This window comes from Salinivibrio socompensis S35, from assembly GCF_000513715.1.
In the GTDB taxonomy this organism is placed as follows: domain Bacteria; phylum Pseudomonadota; class Gammaproteobacteria; order Enterobacterales; family Vibrionaceae; genus Salinivibrio; species Salinivibrio socompensis.
The window spans coordinates 1-23,077 of the sequence record NZ_AQOD01000136.1 but is presented as its reverse complement, the minus strand read 5'-3'; the positions used below and the strand labels follow the sequence as shown (position 1 = coordinate 23,077).

Below are 23,077 nucleotides of genomic sequence, written 5' to 3'. Positions count from 1 at the left end.
TCTGTCCTATTTTTTCCTGGGGAGGGAGCTGGTTGGACGAGAAGGATATGGGTACAGAGTGAGGGATCTGGCTTTAGCGGTTGGAGGGCTGAAGGCAATGGCAGCGGGAGAGCTCAGGTGAAAAAAAGTGGGGATCCCTCAGCCTTAGGTGGTGAATAAAAAAGGTGCTCGCCGAGCACCTTTTATCCATCCTATATTCAGGGTGAGTTAATCGAGGTCCAGTTGAGAGAAATCGCCAAAAATATCGATGTCTTCCAATTCTTTTTTTAGCCGCTGTTTATCTTTCAGCGCTTCAATTTCTCTCCATTTACGTTTGACTGGTTTTGCGCGTCCATTGCGCCGTGGCGGATCTTGCTCAAACATATCGTTAAAGGCAATGTTTTCCATAGTCACCTCTTTTCACCTTGCGGTCAGGTTTTTAATACCACACTCGTCCCTAACATAAAATTGAACTATTTCTCATTTGTGGCAGTGAGATGACGTTTTTATGAGATCGCTCTCACTGAGTTTTCAAATCAGTGACGATTTACTCAACGGTGGCGAGTTTGAATTGACCTCGATAGCCGTTCACGCGAAGATTGCGCGCCATCTAATCATTCCTTTTAAATATGACGAGGGACAGTCAATTGAGCCTACTCACTTTTATCAATGATCTGATTTGGGGCTCGGTACTCATTTATGTGCTCATTGGTGGCGGGATCTTTTTCTCGCTGAAGTTGGGCGGTATCCAGTTTCGTCATTTCTCGCATATGTTTTCTGTCATGCGCCATAGTCGCCGTCATGACCGCGGCAGCATTTCGTCTTTTCAAGCCCTCTGTACGGGGCTCGCGGCGCGAGTAGGTACCGGAAACATGGCCGGTGTGGCGGTGGCGTTATCTTTAGGTGGGCCGGGGGCCATTTTTTGGATGTGGCTGATGGCGTTTCTTGGCATGGCAACGGCCTTTGCCGAAAGTACCTTGGCGCAAGTGTACAAGGTGCAAGATCCTGACGGTTATTTTCGCGGTGGGCCAGCCTATTATATGGAGCATGGGCTTGGCATGCGGTGGATGGGGATCCTCTTTTCTATCTTGCTCATTCTCGCCTTTGGGTTGGTGTTTAACTCGGTCCAAGCCAATTCTATTTCGCAAGCGGCTCAAGTGGCGTTTGGCTGGCCGCCGGCTTACGTGGGCGCAGGATTAGTGTTGGTCAGTGGGTTGATTATTTATGGCGGTCTGCGCCAGATAGCTCGAACGGCTGAAGTGGTCGTCCCTGTGATGGCTCTGTTATACCTGTCTTTATCTTTGTATGTAGTGGTTATGCACCTTGATCAGGTGCCAGCCGTCTTTATGCTGGTGATAAAAAGTGCGTTTGGTTTACATGAGGCGGCATCAGGTGCGCTGGGATATACCTTGGCGCAAGGAATGATCCAAGGCATTAAGCGCGGCTTGTTTTCTAATGAAGCGGGCATGGGATCCGCCCCGAACGCGGCGGCGTCAGCGACACCTTATCCGCCACACCCTGTCTCTCAAGGCTATGTGCAAATGCTCGGGGTATTTGTTGATACCTTGGTGATTTGTACCGCAACCGTGGCGATTATTCTTCTCTCTGGGGAGTATATTCCCGGTGGTGAAGTGACGGGGGTTGAATTAACACAGCGGGCACTGAGCGCACAAGTGGGTGGCTGGGGAGAGCAATTCGTCGCCGTAGCGATTTTTTTCTTCGCTTTTACCTCCATTATTGCCAACTACTCCTATGCTGAGACCAATTTACTTTTTATAAATGGCCGCTGGCGTCCGGCACTCCCTTATTTTCGCGCACTCGTTTTAGGCATGGTTATGTTTGGGGCATTAGCGGAGCTACCGTTAGTCTGGACGCTGGCCGATGCATCAATGGGGATGATGGCGCTCGTCAATATGATTGCGATTTTATTACTATCAGGAATTGTGAAAAATTTGGCGACGGATTATCACACCCAGCGCTCGCTAGGACGGGTACCTGTGTTTGATAGTCGCCGATTCCCTGAGTTACATAGCCAATTAGATGAAAAAGCGTGGCCGCTTCCCAAGCGCTAGTGGAGCCAACGGTGTTTTTTTAACACCGGAATGATAGGCTTAGCGACAGACAGATAACAAAGGGGTTAGCAAAATGCTGATTGTGGTTTCTCCAGCAAAAACGCTGGATTATGAGTCACCGTTACCAACCGAACGATACACAAAGCCGCAGCTCACCACGCATTCAGAGGCGTTGATAGCGGTGTGCCGTCAACTGACGCCCGCCGATATCGGCTCATTGATGAAGGTGAGTGATAAAATTGCTAGCCTGAACGCGGTACGCTTTGCTGAGTGGTCACCGACATTTACACCTGACAATGCCCGCCCTGCTGCGTTGGCGTTTAAAGGGGATGTCTATACCGGCTTAGATGCCAACTCAATGTCAGAGCAGGACTTTGACTGGGCACAAGCGCACTTTCGGATGCTTTCTGGCCTTTATGGTCTGTTGCGTCCTCTTGATTTGATGCAACCGTATCGTCTGGAAATGGGCACCAAGTTAGCCACGTCGCGAGGAGATAACCTGTATCAGTTTTGGGGCGATATCATTACAGATGCGCTCAACGAGACGCTAGCGACGCAAGAAAACCCGCTACTGGTCAATCTCGCCTCAAATGAATACTTTAAAGCGGTGAACAAGAAAAAACTGTCGGGTGAGATTATCACGCCCGTATTTAAAGACTGCAAAAACGGGCAGTACAAGGTGATCAGTTTCTACGCGAAAAAAGCCCGTGGAATGATGGCTCGCTATTTGATCGATCAACAGGCGACATCGGTGAAAGACATTAAAGGGTTTGATGTCGCCGGCTACTACTTCAGTGAAGAACTGTCTAAGGGCAATGAGCTGGTGTTTCTGCGCGACGAGCAGTGAATACAGCCATACAGTCAGTGGTAAAACAAAAAGTAATGGTAAAATAAAAAGCCCCAGTTGGGGCTTTTTTGATCGGTGCTATCCACACGTTACATCAGTGTAAGATCCGTGCACGTATAGTGCCTTCAATCGCTTTAAGTTTTTTCAATGCTTTTTCCGCTTGTTCCATTTCTACATCAATGACCACATAGCCAATCTGTGCCGAGGTTTGTAGATACTGAGCGGCAATGTTAATACCCTCATCGGCAAAGGTGGTGTTAATTTTGGTGAGCACACCTGGGCGGTTGGCATGAATATGCAGCAAGCGTGAGCGTCCTTGGTGTTCAGGTAATGATACTTCTGGGAAGTTTACACACGATAGTGTCGACCCGTTGTCAGAGTATTTGATCAATTTCCCTGCCACTTCGAGGCCGATGTTTTCTTGAGCTTCGTGAGTAGAGCCGCCAATATGTGGCGTTAGCAACGCATTATCAAAAGCCTGTAACGGTGAACTGAATGGGTCTTTATTGGTTTTAGGCTCGACAGGGAAGACATCGATCGCTGCCCCTGAAAGGTGGTGACTTTCTAAGGCGCCACAGAGCGCGTCAATATCGACCACAGTCCCTCGTGAGGCATTAATAAAGATAGCACCCGGCTTCATGCGCGCGAACGCGTCGGCATCAATCATATTTTGTGTGCTTGCGGTTTCTGGAACATGCAAAGAAACAATATCACTGCGATTCAGTAACTCAGTGAGTGAGTTGACTTGAATGGCATTGCCGAGTGAGAGCTTGTTGTCAACATCATAGTAATACACCCGCATCCCGAGGTTTTCAGCCAAAATACTGAGCTGGGTACCAATGTGGCCATAGCCGATGATCCCAAGGACTTTACCGCGTGCCTCGTAAGAGCGCTCAGCCGATTTCAACCACTCGCCACGATGTGCTTTGGCGTTTTTCTCAGGAATGCCGCGCAATAGTAATAGAATTTCACCCAGTACGAGCTCGGCGACACTGCGGGTATTCGAGAAGGGGGCATTGAATACCGGGATACCGCGTTTCGCAGCGGCATCGAGATCAACTTGGTTGGTCCCGATACAAAAGCATCCGACCGCCACCAGCTTTTTGGCTTTTTCAAAAACGGCTTCGGTGAGCTGGGTACGTGAGCGTAACCCTACAAAGTGCGCGTCTTTGATTGCGGCTTCAAGATCTTCACCGATGAGTGAGCCTTTGTGATACTCGATATTGGTATAACCCGCTTGTTTGAATGCTTCAACGGCTGTGGGGTGGACGCCTTCGAGTAGTAGAATTTTGATTTTATTCTTGTCCAATGAATAGTGTGACATGTGGGCTGTTCTCTTCCTTAGAAACAATAGTGGTCGCAATGTTGCGCCTGAACGCCCGGGCGCATCGTCATCCTTTCCCCTAAGTTTCTGGTGAAGACAGTGCGATGAATGACGTGGTCAGTGGGCTAATTTTTTACGCCAAGCTGCACCAGGACATGCGATGTGCCGGTATCAGAACAGTGACCAAGATAACAAAAATTTACATAAGGGGTAAGAATTATCCGTTCTATGCCATAAAAAAAGCACCTTAAAAAAGGTGCTTTTAACTTATTGATTACATTAGACGCAAACGTTTGGCTTTTGATGGCCCTAGGGGCTGTCACAAACCGTTGATCTGCGAGGTTATGCGTTTAATCTGCAATTTTTTCCACACCAGACTCAGTACCAGTCAGGACGATATCAGCACCGCGGTTGGCAAATAAGCCACTGTGACCACGCCCGCGATCCCATTGATGGTGTCTTCTAGCCCCTTCGGATCCTGGATCTTAAGGTTGTGAACATCGAGGATAACATTGCCGTTGTCGGTTACCACCCCTTGGCGATAGCAAGGATCCCCGCCCAGTTTGACCAGCTGCCGTGCCACGTAAGAACGGGCCATTGGGATGACTTCTACTGGAAGTGGGAATCCGCCAAGGACATCAACGTGTTTGCTATCATCGATGATACAGATAAATTTATCGGCAAGCGCGGCGACAATTTTCTCGCGCGTCAATGCGGCGCCCCCGCCTTTAATCATATGATTGCGCTTATTGATTTCGTCGGCGCCGTCAACATAGATGTCGAGATGACCCACTTCGTTAGCATCGAATACTTCAATGCCTAAGGCTTTTAAGCGCTCGGTCGACGCGTCTGAGCTTGATACTGCCCCTTTGATTTTTTCTTTTATTGGCTCAAGGGCATCAATAAAGTAATTAACCGTAGAGCCGGTGCCGACACCAATGATGCTGCCTGGCTTCACATACTCTACCGCCGCTTCACCGGTGGCTTTTTTCTTTTCGTCCTGGGTCATAGTAACTCCTGTATAACGGGGAATAAGGCGTGATTATAGCGAAGCCAAATCATGGCGTCAGGCTATGGGTCGCGAAATCGACGTTGGCAATATTTAAGTTGGCAAAATCTAAAGCTGGCAAAGTCTAAAGCTAGTGGAATCTAAGCAGGCCAATGCCAGTGTTGGCTGGGTGTCAGTATATGAGATAAAGGCATATCCCATTGCTCAGATGGCAAGGGATGCCAATGTTGACAATCATGGGCGAGGCCAATGGCGGTCGAATTCGGCGCGCATAAACCCAGTGTACGATCATAATAGCCTCCGCCCATGCCTAGGCGCTGACCATCGGCATCAAAGGCCACTAATGGGGTCGCGATTACGTCCAGTTTTGAGCTAGGGGTCAGTGTGCGAATATCCAGGGTTGGCTCGGAAATGCCATAACGGTTGATGCGCATCCGAGTGTGAGGGTGATACTGTAAAAACAGTAAATGGCCGTGACTGAACGGATGAATAACCGGTAAATAGACGTTCTTTTCTGCTTGCCAGCAGGCTTTAATGACAGGTTGAGTGTCTAACTCACCGTCAAAGGAGAGATACAAGGCGATACGTTGTGCGTTCATGACGTCAGGTAATGCCATAAATCGTGCCGCAACCTTCTGGGCTGCCTCGGTTTGCTGCTTACGTGATAGCTGGCGACGAGCGTGACGGATGGTTTGGCGAATCTGCTGTCTGGGCTGCATAACTGTCCTTGATGCTAGCCTGTAAAGGAGGGCCCCGGGATGCCGTTGGGATCGATGGCCCTTGAACCGCTGGTTCAAGGCGGGTGGGTAGTAGTAAACCGTAGGCTTCTCGGTACGAGCCGAGCTTGCTCAGTAGCTTATAACAACACACCCTTCGGTTTGCTTATCGGCTCAGGGACGTTGATCCGCTGACAAACACCCCAGGGAATTCGGTTATTTCTGCGTTCCTTGCACTGCCAGAGCCTTGTCGAGTTGGGAGGTCATCAGGGCGCTCCGTTGCTTTACCTGATCTTCAACTGTCTCCAACGCCTGTTTGGCATCATTTAATTCGTGACAAACATTCAAAGCCGCGATGGCAATTAACTGCTCTGTATTGGTTACTTTAGTGCGCTCTGCCAGCCGATGCAACCGTTGATCGAACTCGTTTGCTGCATCTTTAAGCGCTTGCTCTTGTCCAGGCGGACAATTGACGCGAACAAGGCGATCCAGGATTTTAATTTCAACCGGTTGTGTGTTCATAGTCCCAAGCTGGCTCCTCATACGGCCCGCAATATCGAAGGCCAGATACAGAATAATGGCGCTATTCTAGCAATTATTTTCCTTAATACACTACATCGAAAGCTACCTTGGGGCGTGATGCAGATAATTTAGACAAAAGTGGGCACCGAGGGATTGATCGTCATCATCGTGGTGTCAGCCCTCCTGCTTTTACACTGGGTCTTTGTGATCACTAGCTTGGGCAGAATAACAGCGCATCGCACCGGCTTTATCAGGGAAAGAGGGTTTTTTCGCTGAGTGATTCAGCCAGTGGCGTGAAATGCTAAACTGGTCCACTTATTTTTGAGCGCACGACCAAGGGCAACATTGTGACTGAAACCCGTTTACCCGCATACGCGAAGACTGCAGAGATATTAACAGCCGATAGTCTGGCGGTGACGCCGGCAGAAATGCATGGATTGATCGCCGGCATGCTAAGTGGTGGCTTGGCATTGGAAGAGGGGAGCTGGCTCACCATGCTTTATGATTATACCAACCAAGGAATGGGCTGGCCGACCGAGTCAAAAACCTTGGCAATGCAGAGCTACCATCAATTGAAAACCCAGCTGACAGGAACGGATTTAGACCTCGATATTTATGTCCCGGATGATGATCACTCGGGGGTTGTTGCCCGTGCAGAAGCGTTAGTGGAATGGATTAATACCTTTCTTGCTGGCGTTGGTCTGATTGGGACAAAAGGGCGTAAACTATCCAAAGACGTCACAGAAGCGCTCAGTGATTTAAAGGAAGTGGCGCAGTTAGGCATTGACGAAGAAGGGGATTTGCAAGGGCAAGCGGACTTGCTTGAGCAGGTTGTTGAGCATGTTCGTGTGTGCAGCTTAGTTGTCCATGCCGAGCTTGGCGCACGTCTTGAAACTGACGACGAGACGCCAAAAACGCGCCATTAACCAGAATGACGTCTGCGATTTGAGGCGTGGTGATGACTCAGGGTGAGGAAAAGTAGGATGAAAGCCTATGACATAGTGATTGCCGGCGGTGCCATGGCTGGCGCAACAGCGGCACTGGCGCTAGATACGCTAAGTGGCGGTATGTTACGTATTGCGGTCGTTGAGGCGATGGTGCCAAACCATGGTGATCACCCAGGTTATGATGCGCGCAGTATTGCGTTAGCTAAAGGCAGTTGTGCTGCTTTTGAGCAATTGGGACTTTGGGAGGCGTTGGCGCCGTTTGGCACACCTATCCAACACATTCACGTGTCAGATCGTGGTCATGCCGGACAAACGCACATAGATGCGCAAACTCAGAGCGTGCCATATCTCGGTCAGGTCATTGAACTGGCAGACGCCGGTGCCGTATTGCACCAAAAACTGCATTCGCGCCCAGCCATTGATGTCTTTTGCCCTGACGCGGTGATCGCGATTGAACGAAAGCTTGACGCTGTCACTGTCACACTCAAACAAGGACAACCGTTAACGGCATCGTTACTCATTGCCGCAGATGGCGGGCGCTCGCCTTGTAGTGGTTTGCTCCATCTCCCCCGGCAGCAGCACGACTTTGGCCAAGTGGCTGTGATTGCCAATGTGTCTACCGCGCTTCCGCACCAAGGCCACGCCTTTGAGCGCTTTACGGACACGGGACCCGTCGCTTTACTGCCTATGTCGCAAGGACGTTGTTCATTAGTGTGGTGCGTCACCCACGATGAGGCGCAGCAGCTCACCCAAGTCAGCGATTCGATTTTTTTACAGCGCTTACAACAGGTTTTCGGTTGGCGTCTTGGTAAGTTGCTCCATGTCGGAGAGCGTCATGCTTATCCGTTGGTGCTTAATCAAGTCGTGCGGCCGGTGAGTCATCGTGTGGCGGTGGTTGGCAATGCAGCACAAAGTTTGCATCCGATTGCAGGGCAAGGCTTTAACCTAGGCCTGCGAGATGTCATCACGCTGGCTCAAACTGTCAGCGCAGCCTTTCAGCGCGGGCAAGATATTGGCGCGATGCCGGTCCTCATGGATTATGCAAGTCAACGCCAGCCAGACAGAGACACGACCGTCGCATTAACATCAGGCTCGTCACCTTTTCTCCWACGACAGTGCGCTGCTCGCGGGCGCACGGAACGCAGGCTTGGGGCTGATGTCGGCAATAGAGAGGGGTAAACAACCCCTCGTGCAACGGACCATAGGATGGGTAGAACCGAAATGAAGATGATTAACGCAGATGTCGCGATTGTAGGGGGCGGAATGGTGGGACTAACCCTTGCCGCCTCACTGGCAGAAACGGATTTACGCATCGTTGTGATTGAAGGTAAAAAACCGGTAACAACATTAGACGATCTACCCGAAAATCGTGTTTCGGCACTGAGCCGAGCGAGCGAGAACATGCTTCGTGCCTTAGAGGTTTGGCCGGGCATTGTCGCACGCCGAATGGCAAGCTATCAGAAAATGTACGTCTGGGAGAAAGATAGCTTTGCACAAATTGATTTTGATGCACGAGCATTTGGTCAACAAAACCTGGGGCATATTGTTGAAAACCGTGTGATTCAACTTGCCTTGCTCGATAAAGTGCAGCAGCAGAGTAATGTCACCTTGCTCATGCCTGAGCAGTGTCAGTCTTTGGTGCAAGGTGAGCGCGAAACCTGGTTGCAATTGGCCTCGGGGGGCGGCGTGACGGCAAAATTGGTTGTCGGTGCCGATGGGGCTAGCTCATGGGTGCGTGAACAAGCACATTTTCCATTGGTTCAACGTGACTATGGCCATCATGCTGTGGTTGCAACCGTGCGCACAGAAACGCCCCATCAAGGCGTCGCACGGCAAGTCTTTGCGCCCGATGGTCCTTTGGCGTTTCTGCCGTTGTCCGATCCGCATTTATGTTCGATTGTTTGGTCGGTGCCGCCTGAACACGCTTCGGCATATCGCGACATGGCGTCTGATGCCTTTGATCGCGCGCTCACGACGGCCTTTGATGCTAGGTTAGGGCGGTGTGAGGTTGTTGGACCGCGTGCAAGTTATCCTCTAACTATGCGTTACGCCCAGCATTTTGCGACTGATCGTATCGCGCTGGTGGGGGACGCCGCCCACACCATTCATCCGCTTGCTGGGCAAGGGGTGAATTTAGGCATGCTAGATGCCGCAGCCCTAGCACAGACGTTATCGCAGCTTTCAGAAAAAGGAAAAGACGTGGGAGAGTATGCGTCATTGCGTCATTTTGAGCGTTGGCGTAAAGCTGAAGCCATGCAAATGATTGCGGCGATGCAAGGGTTCCGGAGCTTGTTTGATGGTCAAAACCCAGTGAAAAAGTTAGTTCGTGGTATGGGTATGCGCGCGGTTAATCATTTACCCGGCGCCAAACAGCCCTTTATGGCCAAAGCCCTGGGGCTGGAAGGAGAGCTCCCTGAGCTCGCTAAGCCACCTGCTCGGCGCGCACATTTTTCTTGATTGTGTGATAACGGAACTAATTGTGTGATGACGGAAATTGGCGAAAAAAAGAGAATATGCTAAACAGCATGACGATCAGCTTGTCTGTGAAGTCTTGAATTTACCGACTGATGTTGCACATTAGTATTGGGTATAACAAGGTCATTGGGTCTAACAAGGAACACTATTATGAGCGATATCCCATCTGGATTAAAATTTACTGAGACGCATGAGTGGGTGCGTCCTGAAGGAGAAGGTCTATTCACCATTGGCATTTCAGATCATGCTCAAGCGTTGCTTGGTGATATGGTTTTTGTTGATTTACCCGATGAAGGGGACACCTTTGATGCCGGGGATGATTGCGCAGTGGCTGAGTCGGTAAAAGCGGCGTCAGATATTTATGCGCCGATTTCAGGGCAAGTGGTTGCGGTGAATGAAGAGCTGGATAGCGCCCCAGAATTAGTCAATAGTGATCCTTATGGCGATGGTTGGCTGTTTCGAGTCCAAGCGACTGACGAATCAGAAATTGATGCCTTGTTTGATGCACAAGGTTATGAAGAAACCTTAGGCGACCAAGATGCCGACTAAGGTGTTAGCATCAATCGTACGGCATTGGCATTGACGAGTGAGGGATCCTAGCGGGATCCCTAGCTCACCACTTATTCATTTTCAGCCAGAGAGTAAGGTAGAGGCTCACGCTGCCAAGTAAAATCTGGCGCATCAGCCAGACGAAATGCCGTATCGTCATCAAGGTTGTTTGGCAGCACCGCCAGCACCGCTGCTTGGCCATCAGCTTGACGATAGCCGGTAATCACGGTCCCACCTGAGCGCCAGTTTTCGCCCACCGCACGTTCAATTTTATCACCTGCAAGGGGTATGCGATCTGCCTGACCCGTCAGTTTATACATCGCCCGTTTATTTATCCCTCGGTATTTAGCGCGAGCGACTGTCTCCTGACCGGTATAACAGCCTTTAGTAAAACTGATGGCATTCAGTGCCTGTAAGTTCAACGATTGAGGAATAAACTCCCCACTGGTTGCTGCCTCTATACGAGGAAGTGCCGCGTCAATCTCGTACTGGTCCCAGTACTCACGGCTGAGTAGCGTCGCAAAAGAGTGCGCCTGATCCACCAGCGTTGTCGCCGCGTCGGGTGCGATCGCAAGCAACCAACGATGGGGTTCAATCATCACGGCGGTACCCGGCTTCCCCTGTCGGACGTTACCCTGTGAGCCAAAGTGGTCGGCAACCCATTGATCAGCCTGCGCGCCAACCACACCGAGTAATACGCAGTCGACTTTATCAAAGGCGATTTTAGAGAAGATGGCGTACTTTTTGACTTCTTGTAACTGGGTCGCCTCAATCGATGCAGGCTGCACCATCGCTAAGCCATCTTGGAAGTGGAAAAAACGCAGAACGGACCAGACTTTGCCCTTTGGATCGCAATGCGCCGCGAGGGTCGACTGATCGGCGCCGAGGTGCTCAATATCGCAAGTGAGCTGTCCTTGTAAGTAACTTTTGGTGTCGTCACCACTGACTTTGGTTAATGCCCAGTTATCGAGTGCGACAATGGCCAGTTCAGGTGTCTGGTCACCGGGTTGTTGTTCCGCAGGCTTAAAAGCTTGGGTTTGATACCATTCGCTCATATAAATCACGCTCTCCGTTGAGAAAACACAGGCTATGTTTCGTATAGTAATGGTGCGTAACAGGCTTGTCAGCCTTTGTATTGTAAGGGTATTGCCTCAAACGACGGATTAATACTAGAGAGCTCTCAGATTCGTTGTTTCTTTTTCGGGAAAAGTAGTCGTCCGACACGGGCGTTGATAGTATGCACCCACTGATATCAGTGATAGAGGTCAACATGGTTAACACTGAGGATAAAGCGCGAATTCGTTGGGCATGCCGCCGGGGTATGTTGGAGCTGGATGTATTAGTGATGCCCTACTTTGAGGCATGTTTCGATGCATTGAATGAAGATGAAAAGCAAGATTTTGTCGCATTTTTAGAAAACGCTGATCCGGATCTTTTTGCCTGGTTGATGGGGCATGGTAAACCTGACGACCCTAAGATGAAATCTGTTGTCGATAAGGTGGTTGCCTATAACCGAAGTAAATTGCGTACATAGCCAACTACATTGCCCGCGCTATGTCACCGTCTGTTTGTTCCTTGTCGGTATGATGGTGACATGGCTATTGGCGGTGCATGTGTCCCTCCCGCTTTGCGCGCGTGCTTTCCTGACGCTTCACGTTGTCCGTGAATTGATTAACTTTCAACACCGATTGGTCGAGAGTACCGGTCAAGTGACAGTGTATTTTGATGGTTGGGTGGTATTGCCCACCAGCGGCCAACGCAGACAAATGATGTGTATTTGGGCGACGCCTTGGCTGATTGTATTCAAAGTTCAAACGGAACCCAATAACTGGTATCTATGGCGTGGTGGCCTTGCAGACTATCATTTTCGTCTTATTTATCGGCATTACTGTCAACCTTAGCAGGATAGTTTGTGACATATTTGTGACATATTGTGTGAGTGACTTTACTTTTGCTCAACATCACCGATAGTCAATGAGAGTCAGTCATCAATCCAGTCTTGCTCTAAGGATGTTGTAGGGTCGTTATGAAAATAAAACACAAGTTGCTTTCGCTTACCATGATGTCGGTGGTGGCATTACTGGCGGTTATGGCGGCTGCATGGAACGCTGAAACGCGGCTAGATAAAATGCATCGCCAGTTAACGGCGGTATCCGACCTTGAAGTGATCCTTCTCAATTTACGACGCAATGAAAAAGACTTTCTTGCTCGTATGGACCCCAAATACCTATCACGGTTTGAAAATAACGTTGCCGCGTTTAATCAGAAACTGACTGACTTTCGCGCGCGTAGTGCCTCCCTTGGGTTAGAAACCGCCACGATAGATAAAGTGAAAACCGCCATGCAAGCCTATGCGAATGGGTTCAGCAATCTGGGTGAAGGCTACCAAACATTAGGCTTAACGACGGATCAAGGCTTGCGAGGCCAAATGCAACGCGCGAGCCAAGCGCTCGTGGCGGCAACTCAAAACGATATTGTGCTGGAAAGCAGTGCAAGGTTGTTAGTGGCCAACGCCAAGCTGTTTGTTCAAAGCAGTCATTTGGACTACATCGACCAATACCAAGATCATATGGGTGAGCTAATGGATTACCTTGAAGGCGATCTGTTGGCATTGTTCCAAGCTCATCAGTCTGAGGTTGAAAAGGTTGTCGCGCAGAAGAAAAAACTGGGGTTGGCTGCAGATAAAGGGCTGCTGGGAGAAATACGAAGCAAAACGCATCAAGTTGAAAATATGTTTGATGCGTTAAATAAAGAGTACCAGCAAGCGATCGATCAAGCGCTACGTCAGACCACGATAGTGACAGGATCGATTGTACTGGTGTTGGCGGTCATCATGACGGTGGTATCACTATGGATGAACCGAGGCATTCAACTGCGTATTGCTCGGTTTAGTCAGCAGATGGCAGCCATTACGCAGCAACGGGATCTAACCTTGCGCGCCGATGAAGCTGGGCGAGATGAAATCTCACTGATGGCTAACGATGTCAATCAGATGCTGAGCCGTATTCAACAAATGGTGGTTGATGTCAGCCGAGCGGTGCAGGCTTTACACCAAAGTGCCGAGCAAGTGGAGTCGCGTACGGAGCAGACAGGGACTGCACTGGCGACACAACTGGATGAAACCACCCATGCCGCCACGGCGATGAATGAAATGGAAAGCACCATCCGAGATATCGCCGGCAATACCGATCAAGCGGCTGAGAATGCGCGTACCAGTCTAGGTCGTGCGGAAAATGGACAGCAAGTGGTGGATGATACTCGGGCGATGATCATGACATTGGCCGAGACACTCAGTACGACCAGCAACGAGGTGCTTGAGTTGAGTAAGCTGTCTGAGACCATCGGTTCCGTGCTGGACGTGATTAAAGATATTTCAGAGCAAACCAACTTGTTGGCTCTCAACGCGGCAATTGAAGCCGCGCGCGCCGGTGAATCAAGGGCGTGGCTTTGGCGGTGGTGGCAGATGAAGTTCGTCAATTAGCAACTCGCACCCGTCAATCGACCGATGAAATATCGGGCATTATCACGTCCTTGCAAGAGCAAACACAGTCGGTTGCAGAGCGTATGGAGCAAAGCCGAGAAGATGGCGAAAGCTCTGTCACCAAAGTGGATGCCGCTTCGCAAGAGCTAACGCAGATTATGCAAGACATGCAACACATTATGGATATGAGCACGCATATTGCGACGGCAATAGAGCAGCAAAGCTCGGTGGCCAAAGAAGTTAATCAAAACGTGCATAACATTCAAAATATTGCCCAAACGAGCACTGAAAGGGCGAGCCAAAACCGTCAGGCCGCTCATCAAGTCGCAGAAGAAGCGGCGAATCTAGAGCGGGCCGTGAGTGAATTTAAAAGCTAATCATACGGCCAGTCGAGAGGCTGGCCGTGGTTTATTACGACGATACTGTGCGCCACATTAACAAGGCTGATCCGGGACGATAATGGTCGGACCTGATTCCGCATGAGACTCAGGATAGTCGATGGTGTAGTGCAGGCCACGACTTTCTTTGCGTTGCATAGCACAACGCACCATCAATTCAGCGACTTGGAGTAAGTTACGTAATTCGAGTAAGTTATTCGAGACGCGGAAGTTAGCATAGTATTCGTGCGTTTCTTGTTTAAGCAGCTCAATACGGCGCAGGGCACGCTCTAAGCGCTTGGTTGAGCGAACAATGCCCATGTAGTCCCACATAAACAGACGCAACTCGTGCCAGTTATGCTGGATCACCACCTCCTCGTCGGAACAAATGACTCGGCTCTCATCCCAAGGCGGCAGTGCGGTATGGGGCTCGATATGGTCTGAGTGCGCCTTAATGTGTTCAGCGGCAGACCACGCATACACCACGCATTCGAGCAGTGAGTTTGAGGCCATACGATTTGCACCGTGAAGCCCGGTATAACTCACTTCACCAATGGCATATAAACCAGGCAGATCCGTGGTGCCATTTTTATCCACCATCACGCCACCACATGTGTAGTGAGCGGCAGGCACAATCGGAATCGCGTCTTGGGTGAGGTCAATCCCGTACTCTTTCAGCTTCTCGTAAATGGTTGGGAAGTGCTTGGTGATAAATTGCGGATCTTTATGGCTGATATCGAGATACATACAGTCCGCCCCAAGGCGCTTCATCTCGTAATCAATCGCACGGGCAACCACATCACGGGGGGCTAGCTCACCGCGAGGATCAAAGTCTGCCATAAAGCGCGACCCATCTGGTCGCTTTAGGTGCGCGCCTTCACCACGCAGTGCTTCTGTCAGCAAAAAGTTACGTGCATCAGGGTGGTATAAACAGGTCGGGTGAAACTGATTAAATTCAAGATTTGCCACCCGACACCCGGCTCGCCACGCCATAGCAATGCCATCACCAGAAGAGACGTCTGGGTTAGAGGTATACTGATAAACTTTAGACGCGCCCCCTGTTGCAAGCACCACATAATTGCTGCGAACGGTTTCTACGACTTCTTGATTTCGGTTCCAAATATAGGCCCCTAACACATGATTAGGACCACCGAGGCCGACCTTTTTACGCGTAATAATGTCCAGTGCGTTGTGACGTTCGAGTAGGGTGATGTTGGGGTGCTGGCGAACGTTGTCTTGCAATGAGTTTTGCACCGCCATACCTGTCGCATCGGCGGTGTGAAGAATACGTCGGTGACTGTGCCCTCCTCGCGAGTGAGGTGGTAACGTGGTATCTCATCATCACTGTCTTCTTGATCGAAGGGCACGCCGCCATCAATGAGCCATTGGACACAATCTTTGGCGTTACGGGCGATAAAGTCGACAACATCGGTATCACAGATACCACCACCGGCAATTTGTGTATCTTCGACATGGGACTCCACGGAGTCTTGTTCGTCAAAAACAGCGGCGATACCGCCTTGTGCGTAAAGTGTTGCCCCTTCACTGAGTGGGCCTTTGCTCAATACGATAACCTGGTGTGTGGACGCCAAACGTAGCGCCAACGATAAGCCAGCGGCACCGCTGCCGATGACCAACACGTCACATTGATGTTCCTGAGTTGTGGTCGTCATGATCCCTAATCCTCTTTCTGCGCCCCCAATATTACACCAATTTGACACAGCCGCGCGCGCTAAGATCAAATCCTGTCTGGCTGGGGTGAAAGTTTGCAACTGTGGCATTGTTCGGGTGACAATACACGCAGCCAAAGACGCGCGCTTTGGTCATTCCGTCACAGTAATGTGATTTCACGCATAATAAAACCAACATGGTGAGGAACTTTTCTCCCACGCGGTCATCGAATTCTCAGCGAAAGCTCGCTAGCGGGTTTAACCGTGCTCTGACAACGTCGGGCCTAGAATTTCGATAATCGGGCGGAAAGATCAACCAAGGAGTAAACGCTCGAATGGGCGAGCAGCTAACCGACCAGGTTCTAATAGAACGTGTACAGAATGGTGACAAGCAAGCTTTCAATCTGTTAGTCGTCAAATATCAAAATAAGGTCTGTAACCTTATTGCCCGCTATGTAGGCTCACACAGTGGTGATATTCCGGATATTGCACAAGAGGCGTTTATTAAAGCGTATCGTGCTTTGCCGGGATTTCGTGGCGAAAGTGCGTTTTATACTTGGTTGTATCGCATTGCAGTGAACACCGCGAAAAACCATTTGGTGGCGCAAGGACGACGTCCGCCAGGCAGCGATATTGACGCCGACGAAGCAGAAAACTACGAAAGTGGGGGGTCGTTAAAAGAAATATCGAACCCTGAAAACTTGATGTTGTCTGATGAATTGAGGCAGGTGGTGTTTTCGACCATAGAAACACTGCCTGACGACTTAAGAACCGCAATCACCTTACGTGAGCTCGATGGGCTCAGTTATGAGGAAATTGCACAGGTAATGGATTGTCCAGTCGGTACGGTGCGGTCGCGTATTTTCCGAGCGCGTGAAGCGGTGGAAAAGCGGATCCGGCCACTGATGAAACGGTAACGAGTTTTACTGGCTGCATGACGGTGACTTGAATGACGGATAAAGAAAAAATTTCGGCGTTATTAGATGGCGAACTGGTGGACACGGCGGTGATCCATGACATAGAGCGAGATAATAGCGCGCAACAGACCTGGAGCGATTTTGGCACCATTCGCGATGTGATGCGTGGTGACGCGCCTGGTTCGTTGCAATGGAACATTGCTGACACTGTCGCGTCTGCGTTGGAAGCAGAGCCTGCTTATCAAAGCGGTCACGTTGACAGTAATGTGCTCTCTATGCACGAGGCACAACCGCGTCCCGACAAAGCGCGTCGCCATTTACCAGGATGGTTGCAGCAACTCACTCAAGTGAGTGTTGCTGCGTGTGTCTCTCTCGCCGTGATCGTGGGCGTGCAGCATTATAACCAGTCTGAGCCAACATCGCCCGGTGGTCAGTGCCCAAACCCAACCGCCGGTATTGGAAACGATTCCTTTTGCAGGTGCTGCTGAACCGGTGAGTTTAAGCCGTGATGATTTGCGTGCGACGCCTTCAGAGGCTGAAATGATGGAGCAGCGTCGCCGTGTTAATGCAATGCTTAAAGACTATGAATTGCAGCTAAGATTGAATAAGGATAGGCTGTCTGACAATCAGACAATGGCACCGTCGACAAGCAGTAATAAGCAATGAAAAAAACTCTGATCGGTGCGCTTGCGCTGGTCAGTTTGATGTCTGCGCAAGCCTCGGCCGAACCATCTGCCGAGGCTTTGTTACATCAAATGGATACCGCAAGCGATACCCTGGACTATGAATTGTCCTACATCCTCGTTGGCAAAAATAGCCTAGAGCCACTGCGCTTTCGTCATGCTCGGGTAGATGGCGAGGCATTTGGGCATCTGATGTATTTGAGTGGTCCGTCGCGAGAAGTGATTCGTCGTGGAGGAGAAATCAGCTATTTTGAGCCGGGTTATGATCCGTTCACCATTGCCAGCGACCATATGGTGGCGCCCCTGCCCACGCTCATTCAAGCTGATATTGATGAATTGGCTAACCATTATGACTTTGTCTCTATGGGGCATGCGCGAGAAGCGGGCATGGATTGCCAGGTTGTGCGTATCACGCCGAAAGATGGTGAGCGATATTCGTACGTGCTATGGCTAGACCAAGACAGTCATCTACCAGTGAGAGCCGATTTACTTGACCGAGATGGGGATCCACTCGAACAGTATCGTGCCTTATCGCTGGTGGTCACCCCCAAAATTAACGATGCGATGCAAAAACTCACGCAGTTAGCCTTGCCGCCTGTATTGACGTTACCACAGACAATACAGCGCTCAGAGCTGGACTGGCAGGTGACAGCGCTACCTGATGGCTTCAAGCCTGTGTATAGTAATCGCCACCGATTAATGATGACGAAACGGGCGGTGGAAAGCCAAATGTTTAGCGACGGCCTTTTTAGCTTTTCGGTTTATTTAGCCAAAGCCGACGATATCTCTGTGCGTAAGCAGATAGTACGCCAAGGTCGACGCACCCTGCACAGTACCACAAATGGAAACGCCGAAATTACAGTGGTGGGGGATATTCCGCCAGAGACCGCTAAACGGGTTGCTGACTCGGTTCGTATTAATCGCATGCCGACATCAGACACAGAGTAAAAGGTTTCACCATGATTAAAGCATTGGCGGAGGTAACAGGTTACCAAGATGGCTGGCTGTCTCTTGCCTGTCAGCAGCAAACCAGCTGTGGCAGCTGTAAATCGCAAAGTCAGTGTGGTACTGGCATTGTTTCTAAGGCCTTACCTGGAAAAGTAAACCATGTCAGTGTCCGTTCGCCTGAATCGCTTCCTACAGGGACCTTAGTTGAAATCGGTCTTGGTGAAGCCACCTTAGTCCGCTCGGCGCTAGTGGTTTATATGGTGCCATTAATGATGATGTTAGTGGGGGCCTTACTGGGACAGTTTTTCTTTGCCTCCTTGGCCGGCAGTGGTGAAGGTGGCGTTATCGCATTAAGCCTAGGTTTTGGTGCCCTTGGGGTCGGTATAGCGCGACGTTTATCGAGATACGTCGGGAGTGCCGATCAGCAGCAGCCTGAGCTTTTGCGTGTGATGGGGGAGCCGATTTCCGAGTTAACGGTGATAAATACCAGACACCAGGATAGCGACTAGCTACTATTTTCGGTAGAATCCAGCCCAATTGATCTTAGGATCCCATTCTTATTGATAATGAGTAAGTCACACCCACTTATGAAGTATATTCGTAACTTTTCGATTATCGCCCATATTGACCACGGTAAGTCGACGCTTTCTGATCGACTCATTCACGTATGTGGCGGCCTTACTGACCGGGAAATGGCAGAGCAGGTCCTTGATTCTATGGATCTGGAACGTGAACGCGGTATCACCATCAAAGCACAAAGTGTGACACTGAACTACAAAGCCAAAGACGGCAATGAGTATCAGCTCAACTTCATCGATACGCCAGGACACGTCGACTTCTCCTATGAGGTGTCGCGCTCACTGAAGGCATGTGAAGGTGCTTTGCTGGTGGTGGATGCAGGACAAGGGGTTGAAGCACAGACGCTGGCCAACTGCTACACCGCGATGGATATGGACCTTGAAGTGGTGCCTGTCCTGAACAAAATCGATTTGCCCGCGGCCGATCCTGATCGCGTTGCGCAAGAAATCGAGGATATTGTCGGTATTGAAGCTATTGAAGCCACGCGCTGCTCAGCAAAAACAGGGGTCGGTGTTGATGGCGTGCTCGAAGACATTGTTCGCCTTATCCCGCCCCCGGAAGGGAACCCCGACGCGCCAACTCAAGCGCTAATTATTGACTCTTGGTTTGATAAATACCTCGGGGTGGTCTCTTTAGTGCGCATCCGTGAAGGCTCGCTAAAGAAAGGCGACAAAGTCAAAATCATGAGTACAGGCCAAGAGTGGAACGTAGATAGCATTGGCATCTTTACCCCTAAACGGAAAGAACTCGATGGTCTGCGTACCGGTGAAGTGGGCTGGGTGATTTGTGGTATCAAAGATATCTTGGGCGCCCCCGTTGGTGACACCATCACTCATGCTAAAAACGGCTGTGAAAAACGGATCGAAGGGTTCCAGCAAGTTAAACCTCAGGTGTACGCGGGGTTATTCCCGATTTCATCCGATGATTACGAAAACTTCCGAGATGCTCTGGATAAGTTAAGCCTCAATGATGCATCACTGTTCTTTGAGCCTGAGAGCTCTGCGGCGCTCGGTTTCGGCTTCCGTTGTGGCTTCTTGGGCATGCTGCATATGGAGATCATCCAAGAGCGTCTTGAAAGAGAATACGATCTGGAGCTGATCACCACGGCACCCACGGTTGTTTACGAGGTAACTCAAAACGATGGCGAAGTGATTTATGTAGACAGCCCAGCCAAGCTGCCGCCAGTGAATGATATTCAAGCCATTGGTGAGCCCATCGCGCGTTGTAATATCTTGGTGCCCAATGAATTCGTCGGCAATGTGATTTCCTTGTGTGTCGAAAAGCGTGGGGCTCAAGTGGATATGGTCTATCACGGCAATCAAGTGGCGCTGACGTATGATATTCCGATGGCGGAGGTGGTGTTAGACTTTTTTGACCGTATCAAGTCAACCTCTCGCGGTTATGCATCGTTAGATTACAACTTCGAACGTTACGAAATCTCCGACATGGTACGCGTTGATATTTTACTTAACAGTGAACGCGTTGATGCGCTCGCGATCATCACACACCGCGCACATGCTCAGCCACGTGGCCGCGAGCTGGTGGAAAAAATGAAAGAATTTATTCCGCGTCAGCAGTTTGATATCGCGATCCAAGCTTCGATTGGTAACCACATTATCGCTCGCTCAACGGTCAAGCAGTTGCGTAAAAACGTGACGGCAAAATGTTACGGTGGTGATGTGAGCCGTAAGAAAAAACTATTGCAAAAACAAAAAGAAGGTAAAAAGCGAATGAAGCAGGTCGGTAATGTCGAGCTGCCGCAAGAAGCTTTCTTGGCCATTTTGCATGTGGGCAAAGATAAATAACAACGGATTCCATGATGGCCAATACGTTTTCTTTAATTTTAGTGCTGGTGACCTTGGTCACCGGCCTGGTTTGGGCGTTAGATAAATACCGCTGGGCGCCGCGTCGCCGCCAGGCTGCAGGCAAAGCACTGAAGGTCGCACAGACTGATTTGGATGCCGAACAAGTCGCGAAAGTGATGCCACAACCGAGTTGGGTTGAGAATATGGCGTCTATCTTCCCGGTGATTGCAGTGGTATTGGTGTTGCGTTCATTTATCTATGAGCCTTTCCAAATTCCATCTGGCTCCATGATGCCAACCTTACTGGTGGGTGATTTTATTTTGGTCGAAAAGTTTGCCTATGGGCTGCGTGATCCGGCCTTTCATACTGAACTGGTCGAAACCGGCAAACCTGAGCGCGGTGACATTGTGGTGTTTAAATATCCGCCGCAGCCGAATATTGACTATATCAAGCGTATGGTGGGGCTACCCGGCGATACCATTGTGTATGAAGATAAGCGCTTGTGTATTCAGCCTAAAGGCGAAGCGCAGTGCCAGCCTGTCGCGATGGATCACATCCAACCCAGTGACTTTGCGCAAGGTGGCGTAAACCTCGTACAAGCACAGGAGCAGCTGGGCGAACAAGCGCATCAGATCCTTGTCCATCCTAATAAGCGCGATCGCGTCAGTGCTTACCAGCCACGCCCTGGCGTCAACCGTTGGGTGGTGCCGGAAGGGCATTATTTTATGATGGGTGACAACCGTGATAACAGTGCGGATAGCCGCTTCTGGGGCTTTGTGCCTGAGCGCAACTTAGTAGGCAAAGCGGTGGCTATTTGGGTCAGCTTCGAATTCGAGCGCAACAGTGACAGCTGGCTACCATCGTGGATCCCAACAGGGATACGCTTTAACCGTATTGGTGGAATTGATTAATTCTGGACTATGATGACAAAACTAACAGATAAATTGCAGCGTGAGATCGGCTATCAGTTCAGCAGTACAGCATTGCTTGAACTGGCGTTGACGCATCGTAGTGCCAATGGCACGCATAATGAGCGTCTCGAATTTTTGGGGGACTCGATTCTTAGCTTCGTGATTGCCGAGGATCTTTATCATCGCTTTCCGAATGTGGATGAAGGGATATGAGTCGGATGCGCGCGACCTTGGTACGCGGTAATACACTGGCCGAAATTGGGCGAGAGTTTTCTCTGGGCGAAGTAATGCGCCTTGGCCCAGGAGAACTTAAAAGTGGCGGTTTTCGCCGCGATTCGATTTTGGCTGACGGCGTAGAAGCATTGATTGGCGCTATCTTTTTAGACAGTGATATTAACCGGGTGCGAGACATTATCTTGCAATGGTATCAGCAGCGACTTGAAACCATTGAGCCGGGTGTCAGCCAAAAAGATCCCAAAACTCGCCTCCAAGAGCATTTGCAGGGTAAACGTAAACCCTTACCGTCTTATACGGTCATGAAAGTAAAGGGTGAAGCACATAACCAAGAGTTTACGGTAGAGTGCCAGATATCAGGACTGGAGCGTTCTGTGATTGGAAAAGGCAGTAGTCGTCGCAAGGCAGAGCAAGCGGCTGCAGAACTCGCATTACAGAAGTTGACATAATGACTGACACACAGCGCTGCGGCTTTATTGCCATTGTTGGCCGCCCGAACGTAGGAAAATCAACCTTGCTCAACCGCTTGGTAGGGCAAAAGTTGTCTATTACCTCGCGTAAACCCCAAACCACGCGTCACCGAATTATGGGCGTCGATACCCGTGATAACTACCAGGCGGTGTATGTTGATACGCCTGGGCTACACATTGAAGAAAAGCGCGCGATCAATCGCCTCATGAACCGAGCTGCCAATAGCTCGCTGACCGACGTTGAATTGGTGTTATTCCTCGTTGATGGCACCCACTGGACCAATGATGATGAAATGGTGCTGAATAAGCTAGCGCGTTCAGAGTTGCCGACGGTTTTACTGGTCAATAAAGTGGATAACGTCAAAGAGAAGACGGAGCTGTTTCCGCATCTACAAACGCTGTCGGAGAAGATGCCGTTTGTCGACGTGATCCCTGTTTCAGCAAAAACCGGAACCAACATTGATGTAGTGGAGCAGCGTGTCCGTGATGCGTTGCCTGAGTCTGAATTCTACTTCCCTGAAGAATATGTGACTGACCGCTCTCAGCGTTTTATGGCCTCAGA

22 protein-coding genes, 1 other RNA gene and 4 pseudogenes are annotated in these 23,077 nt (G+C 50.1%); 19 read left to right on the top strand and 8 right to left on the bottom strand.

Annotated features, from left to right (window positions below; all coding sequences use genetic code 11):
* Window positions 1–207: 207 nt before the first annotated feature.
* Entirely contained in the window at window positions 208–387 is a 180-nt protein-coding gene (locus DZ54_RS0114275) for a DUF3545 family protein (protein ID WP_025674805.1), read from the bottom strand.
* 100 nt (window positions 388–487) lie between these two features.
* On the opposite strand from DZ54_RS0114275, the gene DZ54_RS25285 reads away from it, so the two are divergent.
* From DZ54_RS25285 to yaaA, 3 genes are all read left to right on the top strand, one after another.
* Window positions 488–652 carry a hypothetical protein gene (locus DZ54_RS25285; protein ID WP_164831604.1) on the top strand — a complete coding sequence of 55 codons (165 nt, stop codon included), beginning with the start codon at window positions 488–490 and terminating at the stop codon, window positions 650–652.
* Window positions 627–2,051: an alanine/glycine:cation symporter family protein gene (locus DZ54_RS0114270; protein WP_025674797.1), complete on the top strand. Its 1,425-nt coding sequence runs from the start codon at window positions 627–629 to the stop codon at window positions 2,049–2,051. Before DZ54_RS25285 ends, DZ54_RS0114270 begins: the two co-directional genes overlap by 26 nt.
* 73 nt (window positions 2,052–2,124) lie before the next feature.
* The gene (gene yaaA, locus DZ54_RS0114265) at window positions 2,125–2,898 is read left to right on the top strand and encodes a peroxide stress protein YaaA (RefSeq protein WP_025674795.1); all 774 of its coding nucleotides are present in this window, start codon (window positions 2,125–2,127) and stop codon (window positions 2,896–2,898) included.
* 94 nt (window positions 2,899–2,992) lie between these two features.
* Here yaaA and serA read toward each other — a convergent pair whose 3' ends face one another.
* The 5 genes and pseudogenes from serA to zapA form a co-directional block, all read right to left on the bottom strand.
* On the bottom strand, window positions 2,993–4,222 hold the full coding sequence (gene serA, locus DZ54_RS0114260) for a phosphoglycerate dehydrogenase (protein WP_025674794.1): 1,230 nt from the start codon (window positions 4,220–4,222) through the stop codon (window positions 2,993–2,995).
* A 350-nt stretch (window positions 4,223–4,572) separates the two neighbouring features.
* Window positions 4,573–5,231: pseudogene (gene rpiA / locus DZ54_RS22050) on the bottom strand (ribose-5-phosphate isomerase RpiA).
* A 140-nt stretch (window positions 5,232–5,371) separates the two neighbouring features.
* Entirely contained in the window at window positions 5,372–5,950 is a 579-nt protein-coding gene (locus tag DZ54_RS0114250; protein WP_025674793.1) for a 5-formyltetrahydrofolate cyclo-ligase, read from the bottom strand.
* A gap of 27 nt (window positions 5,951–5,977) precedes the next feature.
* Window positions 5,978–6,160, bottom strand: a non-coding RNA gene (ssrS, locus tag DZ54_RS24310) — 6S RNA.
* A gap of 3 nt (window positions 6,161–6,163) precedes the next feature.
* Window positions 6,164–6,469, bottom strand: a complete 306-nt coding sequence (gene zapA, locus DZ54_RS0114245; protein ID WP_025674792.1) for a cell division protein ZapA — start codon at window positions 6,467–6,469, stop codon at window positions 6,164–6,166.
* A gap of 347 nt (window positions 6,470–6,816) precedes the next feature.
* Between zapA and DZ54_RS0114240 the strand changes: the two genes are divergently transcribed.
* The 4 genes from DZ54_RS0114240 to gcvH all read left to right on the top strand — a co-directional run bounded on the left by DZ54_RS0114240 (window position 6,817) and on the right by gcvH (window position 10,440).
* Window positions 6,817–7,395, top strand: a complete 579-nt coding sequence (locus DZ54_RS0114240; RefSeq protein WP_025674790.1) for a UPF0149 family protein — start codon at window positions 6,817–6,819, stop codon at window positions 7,393–7,395.
* Between the two features lie 57 nt (window positions 7,396–7,452).
* Window positions 7,453–8,595 carry a 2-octaprenyl-6-methoxyphenyl hydroxylase gene (ubiH, locus tag DZ54_RS22045; RefSeq protein WP_420804861.1) on the top strand — a complete coding sequence of 381 codons (1,143 nt, stop codon included), beginning with the start codon at window positions 7,453–7,455 and terminating at the stop codon, window positions 8,593–8,595.
* Between the two features lie 42 nt (window positions 8,596–8,637).
* Window positions 8,638–9,873, top strand: coding sequence for an FAD-dependent 2-octaprenylphenol hydroxylase (locus tag DZ54_RS0114230; protein ID WP_025674789.1), 1,236 nt, complete (start codon window positions 8,638–8,640; stop codon window positions 9,871–9,873).
* A gap of 168 nt (window positions 9,874–10,041) precedes the next feature.
* The gene (gene gcvH / locus DZ54_RS0114225) at window positions 10,042–10,440 is read left to right on the top strand and encodes a glycine cleavage system protein GcvH (RefSeq protein ID WP_025674788.1); all 399 of its coding nucleotides are present in this window, start codon (window positions 10,042–10,044) and stop codon (window positions 10,438–10,440) included.
* A 71-nt stretch (window positions 10,441–10,511) separates the two neighbouring features.
* On the opposite strand, the gene ygfZ is transcribed toward gcvH, so the two are convergent.
* The gene (gene ygfZ, locus DZ54_RS0114220; protein ID WP_025674787.1) at window positions 10,512–11,495 is read right to left on the bottom strand and encodes a tRNA-modifying protein YgfZ; all 984 of its coding nucleotides are present in this window, start codon (window positions 11,493–11,495) and stop codon (window positions 10,512–10,514) included.
* Window positions 11,496–11,710: 215 nt separating this feature from the next.
* Between ygfZ and DZ54_RS0114215 the strand changes: the two genes are divergently transcribed.
* From DZ54_RS0114215 to DZ54_RS26875, 4 genes are all read left to right on the top strand, one after another.
* On the top strand, window positions 11,711–11,974 hold the full coding sequence (locus DZ54_RS0114215; protein ID WP_025674785.1) for an FAD assembly factor SdhE: 264 nt from the start codon (window positions 11,711–11,713) through the stop codon (window positions 11,972–11,974).
* 49 nt (window positions 11,975–12,023) lie between these two features.
* Window positions 12,024–12,341 carry a hypothetical protein gene (locus DZ54_RS0114210; RefSeq protein ID WP_037354650.1) on the top strand — a complete coding sequence of 106 codons (318 nt, stop codon included), beginning with the start codon at window positions 12,024–12,026 and terminating at the stop codon, window positions 12,339–12,341.
* A gap of 125 nt (window positions 12,342–12,466) precedes the next feature.
* Window positions 12,467–13,921, top strand: a complete 1,455-nt coding sequence (locus tag DZ54_RS26880; RefSeq protein ID WP_081721672.1) for a methyl-accepting chemotaxis protein — start codon at window positions 12,467–12,469, stop codon at window positions 13,919–13,921.
* Window positions 13,894–14,298 carry a methyl-accepting chemotaxis protein gene (locus DZ54_RS26875; protein WP_276202057.1) on the top strand — a complete coding sequence of 135 codons (405 nt, stop codon included), beginning with the start codon at window positions 13,894–13,896 and terminating at the stop codon, window positions 14,296–14,298. The genes DZ54_RS26880 and DZ54_RS26875 overlap by 28 nt, the downstream gene beginning before the upstream one ends.
* Window positions 14,299–14,355: 57 nt before the next feature.
* Here DZ54_RS26875 and nadB read toward each other — a convergent pair.
* A pseudogene (gene nadB / locus DZ54_RS22035) lies at window positions 14,356–15,971 on the bottom strand (L-aspartate oxidase).
* Window positions 15,972–16,303: 332 nt separating this feature from the next.
* Between nadB and rpoE the strand changes: the two are divergent.
* The 8 genes and pseudogenes from rpoE to era form a co-directional block, all read left to right on the top strand.
* The gene (gene rpoE / locus DZ54_RS0114195) at window positions 16,304–16,885 is read left to right on the top strand and encodes an RNA polymerase sigma factor RpoE (RefSeq protein ID WP_025674781.1); all 582 of its coding nucleotides are present in this window, start codon (window positions 16,304–16,306) and stop codon (window positions 16,883–16,885) included.
* Window positions 16,886–16,917: 32 nt separating this feature from the next.
* Window positions 16,918–17,551 (top strand): annotated as a pseudogene (locus tag DZ54_RS22030) (RseA family anti-sigma factor).
* The gene (rseB, locus tag DZ54_RS0114185) at window positions 17,548–18,516 is read left to right on the top strand and encodes a sigma-E factor regulatory protein RseB (RefSeq protein WP_025674780.1); all 969 of its coding nucleotides are present in this window, start codon (window positions 17,548–17,550) and stop codon (window positions 18,514–18,516) included. The pseudogene DZ54_RS22030 and the gene rseB overlap by 4 nt, the downstream one beginning before the upstream one ends.
* Window positions 18,517–18,527: 11 nt before the next feature.
* Window positions 18,528–19,025 carry a SoxR reducing system RseC family protein gene (locus DZ54_RS0114180; protein WP_025674778.1) on the top strand — a complete coding sequence of 166 codons (498 nt, stop codon included), beginning with the start codon at window positions 18,528–18,530 and terminating at the stop codon, window positions 19,023–19,025.
* Between the two features lie 78 nt (window positions 19,026–19,103).
* Window positions 19,104–20,900 carry a translation elongation factor 4 gene (gene lepA, locus DZ54_RS0114175; RefSeq protein ID WP_025674776.1) on the top strand — a complete coding sequence of 599 codons (1,797 nt, stop codon included), beginning with the start codon at window positions 19,104–19,106 and terminating at the stop codon, window positions 20,898–20,900.
* A gap of 14 nt (window positions 20,901–20,914) precedes the next feature.
* The gene (lepB, locus tag DZ54_RS0114170) at window positions 20,915–21,811 is read left to right on the top strand and encodes a signal peptidase I (RefSeq protein ID WP_025674775.1); all 897 of its coding nucleotides are present in this window, start codon (window positions 20,915–20,917) and stop codon (window positions 21,809–21,811) included.
* 12 nt (window positions 21,812–21,823) lie between these two features.
* A pseudogene (gene rnc / locus DZ54_RS22025) lies at window positions 21,824–22,494 on the top strand (ribonuclease III).
* Window positions 22,494–23,077: GTPase Era (gene era / locus DZ54_RS0114160; RefSeq protein ID WP_025674773.1), on the top strand; the 584-nt coding region annotated here is incomplete at its 3' end. The pseudogene rnc and the gene era, both read left to right, overlap by 1 nt.

Bases quoted from the DNA above. Each gene is read 5' to 3' on its own strand.
- ygfZ (WP_025674787.1), bottom strand. From the start codon at position 11,495: ATGAGCGAATGGTATCAAACCCAAGCTTTTAAGCCTGCGGAACAACAA.
- DZ54_RS0114180 (WP_025674778.1), top strand. From the start codon at position 18,528: ATGATTAAAGCATTGGCGGAGGTAACAGGTTACCAAGATGGCTGGCTG.
- DZ54_RS0114275 (WP_025674805.1), bottom strand. From the start codon at position 387: ATGGAAAACATTGCCTTTAACGATATGTTTGAGCAAGATCCGCCACGG.
- DZ54_RS0114230 (WP_025674789.1), top strand. From the start codon at position 8,638: ATGAAGATGATTAACGCAGATGTCGCGATTGTAGGGGGCGGAATGGTG.
- lepA (WP_025674776.1), top strand. From the start codon at position 19,104: ATGAAGTATATTCGTAACTTTTCGATTATCGCCCATATTGACCACGGT.
- rseB (WP_025674780.1), top strand. From the start codon at position 17,548: ATGAAAAAAACTCTGATCGGTGCGCTTGCGCTGGTCAGTTTGATGTCT.
- DZ54_RS25285 (WP_164831604.1), top strand. From the start codon at position 488: ATGAGATCGCTCTCACTGAGTTTTCAAATCAGTGACGATTTACTCAAC.
- DZ54_RS26880 (WP_081721672.1), top strand. From the start codon at position 12,467: ATGAAAATAAAACACAAGTTGCTTTCGCTTACCATGATGTCGGTGGTG.
- lepB (WP_025674775.1), top strand. From the start codon at position 20,915: ATGGCCAATACGTTTTCTTTAATTTTAGTGCTGGTGACCTTGGTCACC.
- zapA (WP_025674792.1), bottom strand. From the start codon at position 6,469: ATGAACACACAACCGGTTGAAATTAAAATCCTGGATCGCCTTGTTCGC.
- DZ54_RS0114210 (WP_037354650.1), top strand. From the start codon at position 12,024: ATGATGGTGACATGGCTATTGGCGGTGCATGTGTCCCTCCCGCTTTGC.
- yaaA (WP_025674795.1), top strand. From the start codon at position 2,125: ATGCTGATTGTGGTTTCTCCAGCAAAAACGCTGGATTATGAGTCACCG.
- gcvH (WP_025674788.1), top strand. From the start codon at position 10,042: ATGAGCGATATCCCATCTGGATTAAAATTTACTGAGACGCATGAGTGG.
- serA (WP_025674794.1), bottom strand. From the start codon at position 4,222: ATGTCACACTATTCATTGGACAAGAATAAAATCAAAATTCTACTACTC.
- DZ54_RS0114215 (WP_025674785.1), top strand. From the start codon at position 11,711: ATGGTTAACACTGAGGATAAAGCGCGAATTCGTTGGGCATGCCGCCGG.
- rpoE (WP_025674781.1), top strand. From the start codon at position 16,304: ATGGGCGAGCAGCTAACCGACCAGGTTCTAATAGAACGTGTACAGAAT.
- DZ54_RS0114250 (WP_025674793.1), bottom strand. From the start codon at position 5,950: ATGCAGCCCAGACAGCAGATTCGCCAAACCATCCGTCACGCTCGTCGC.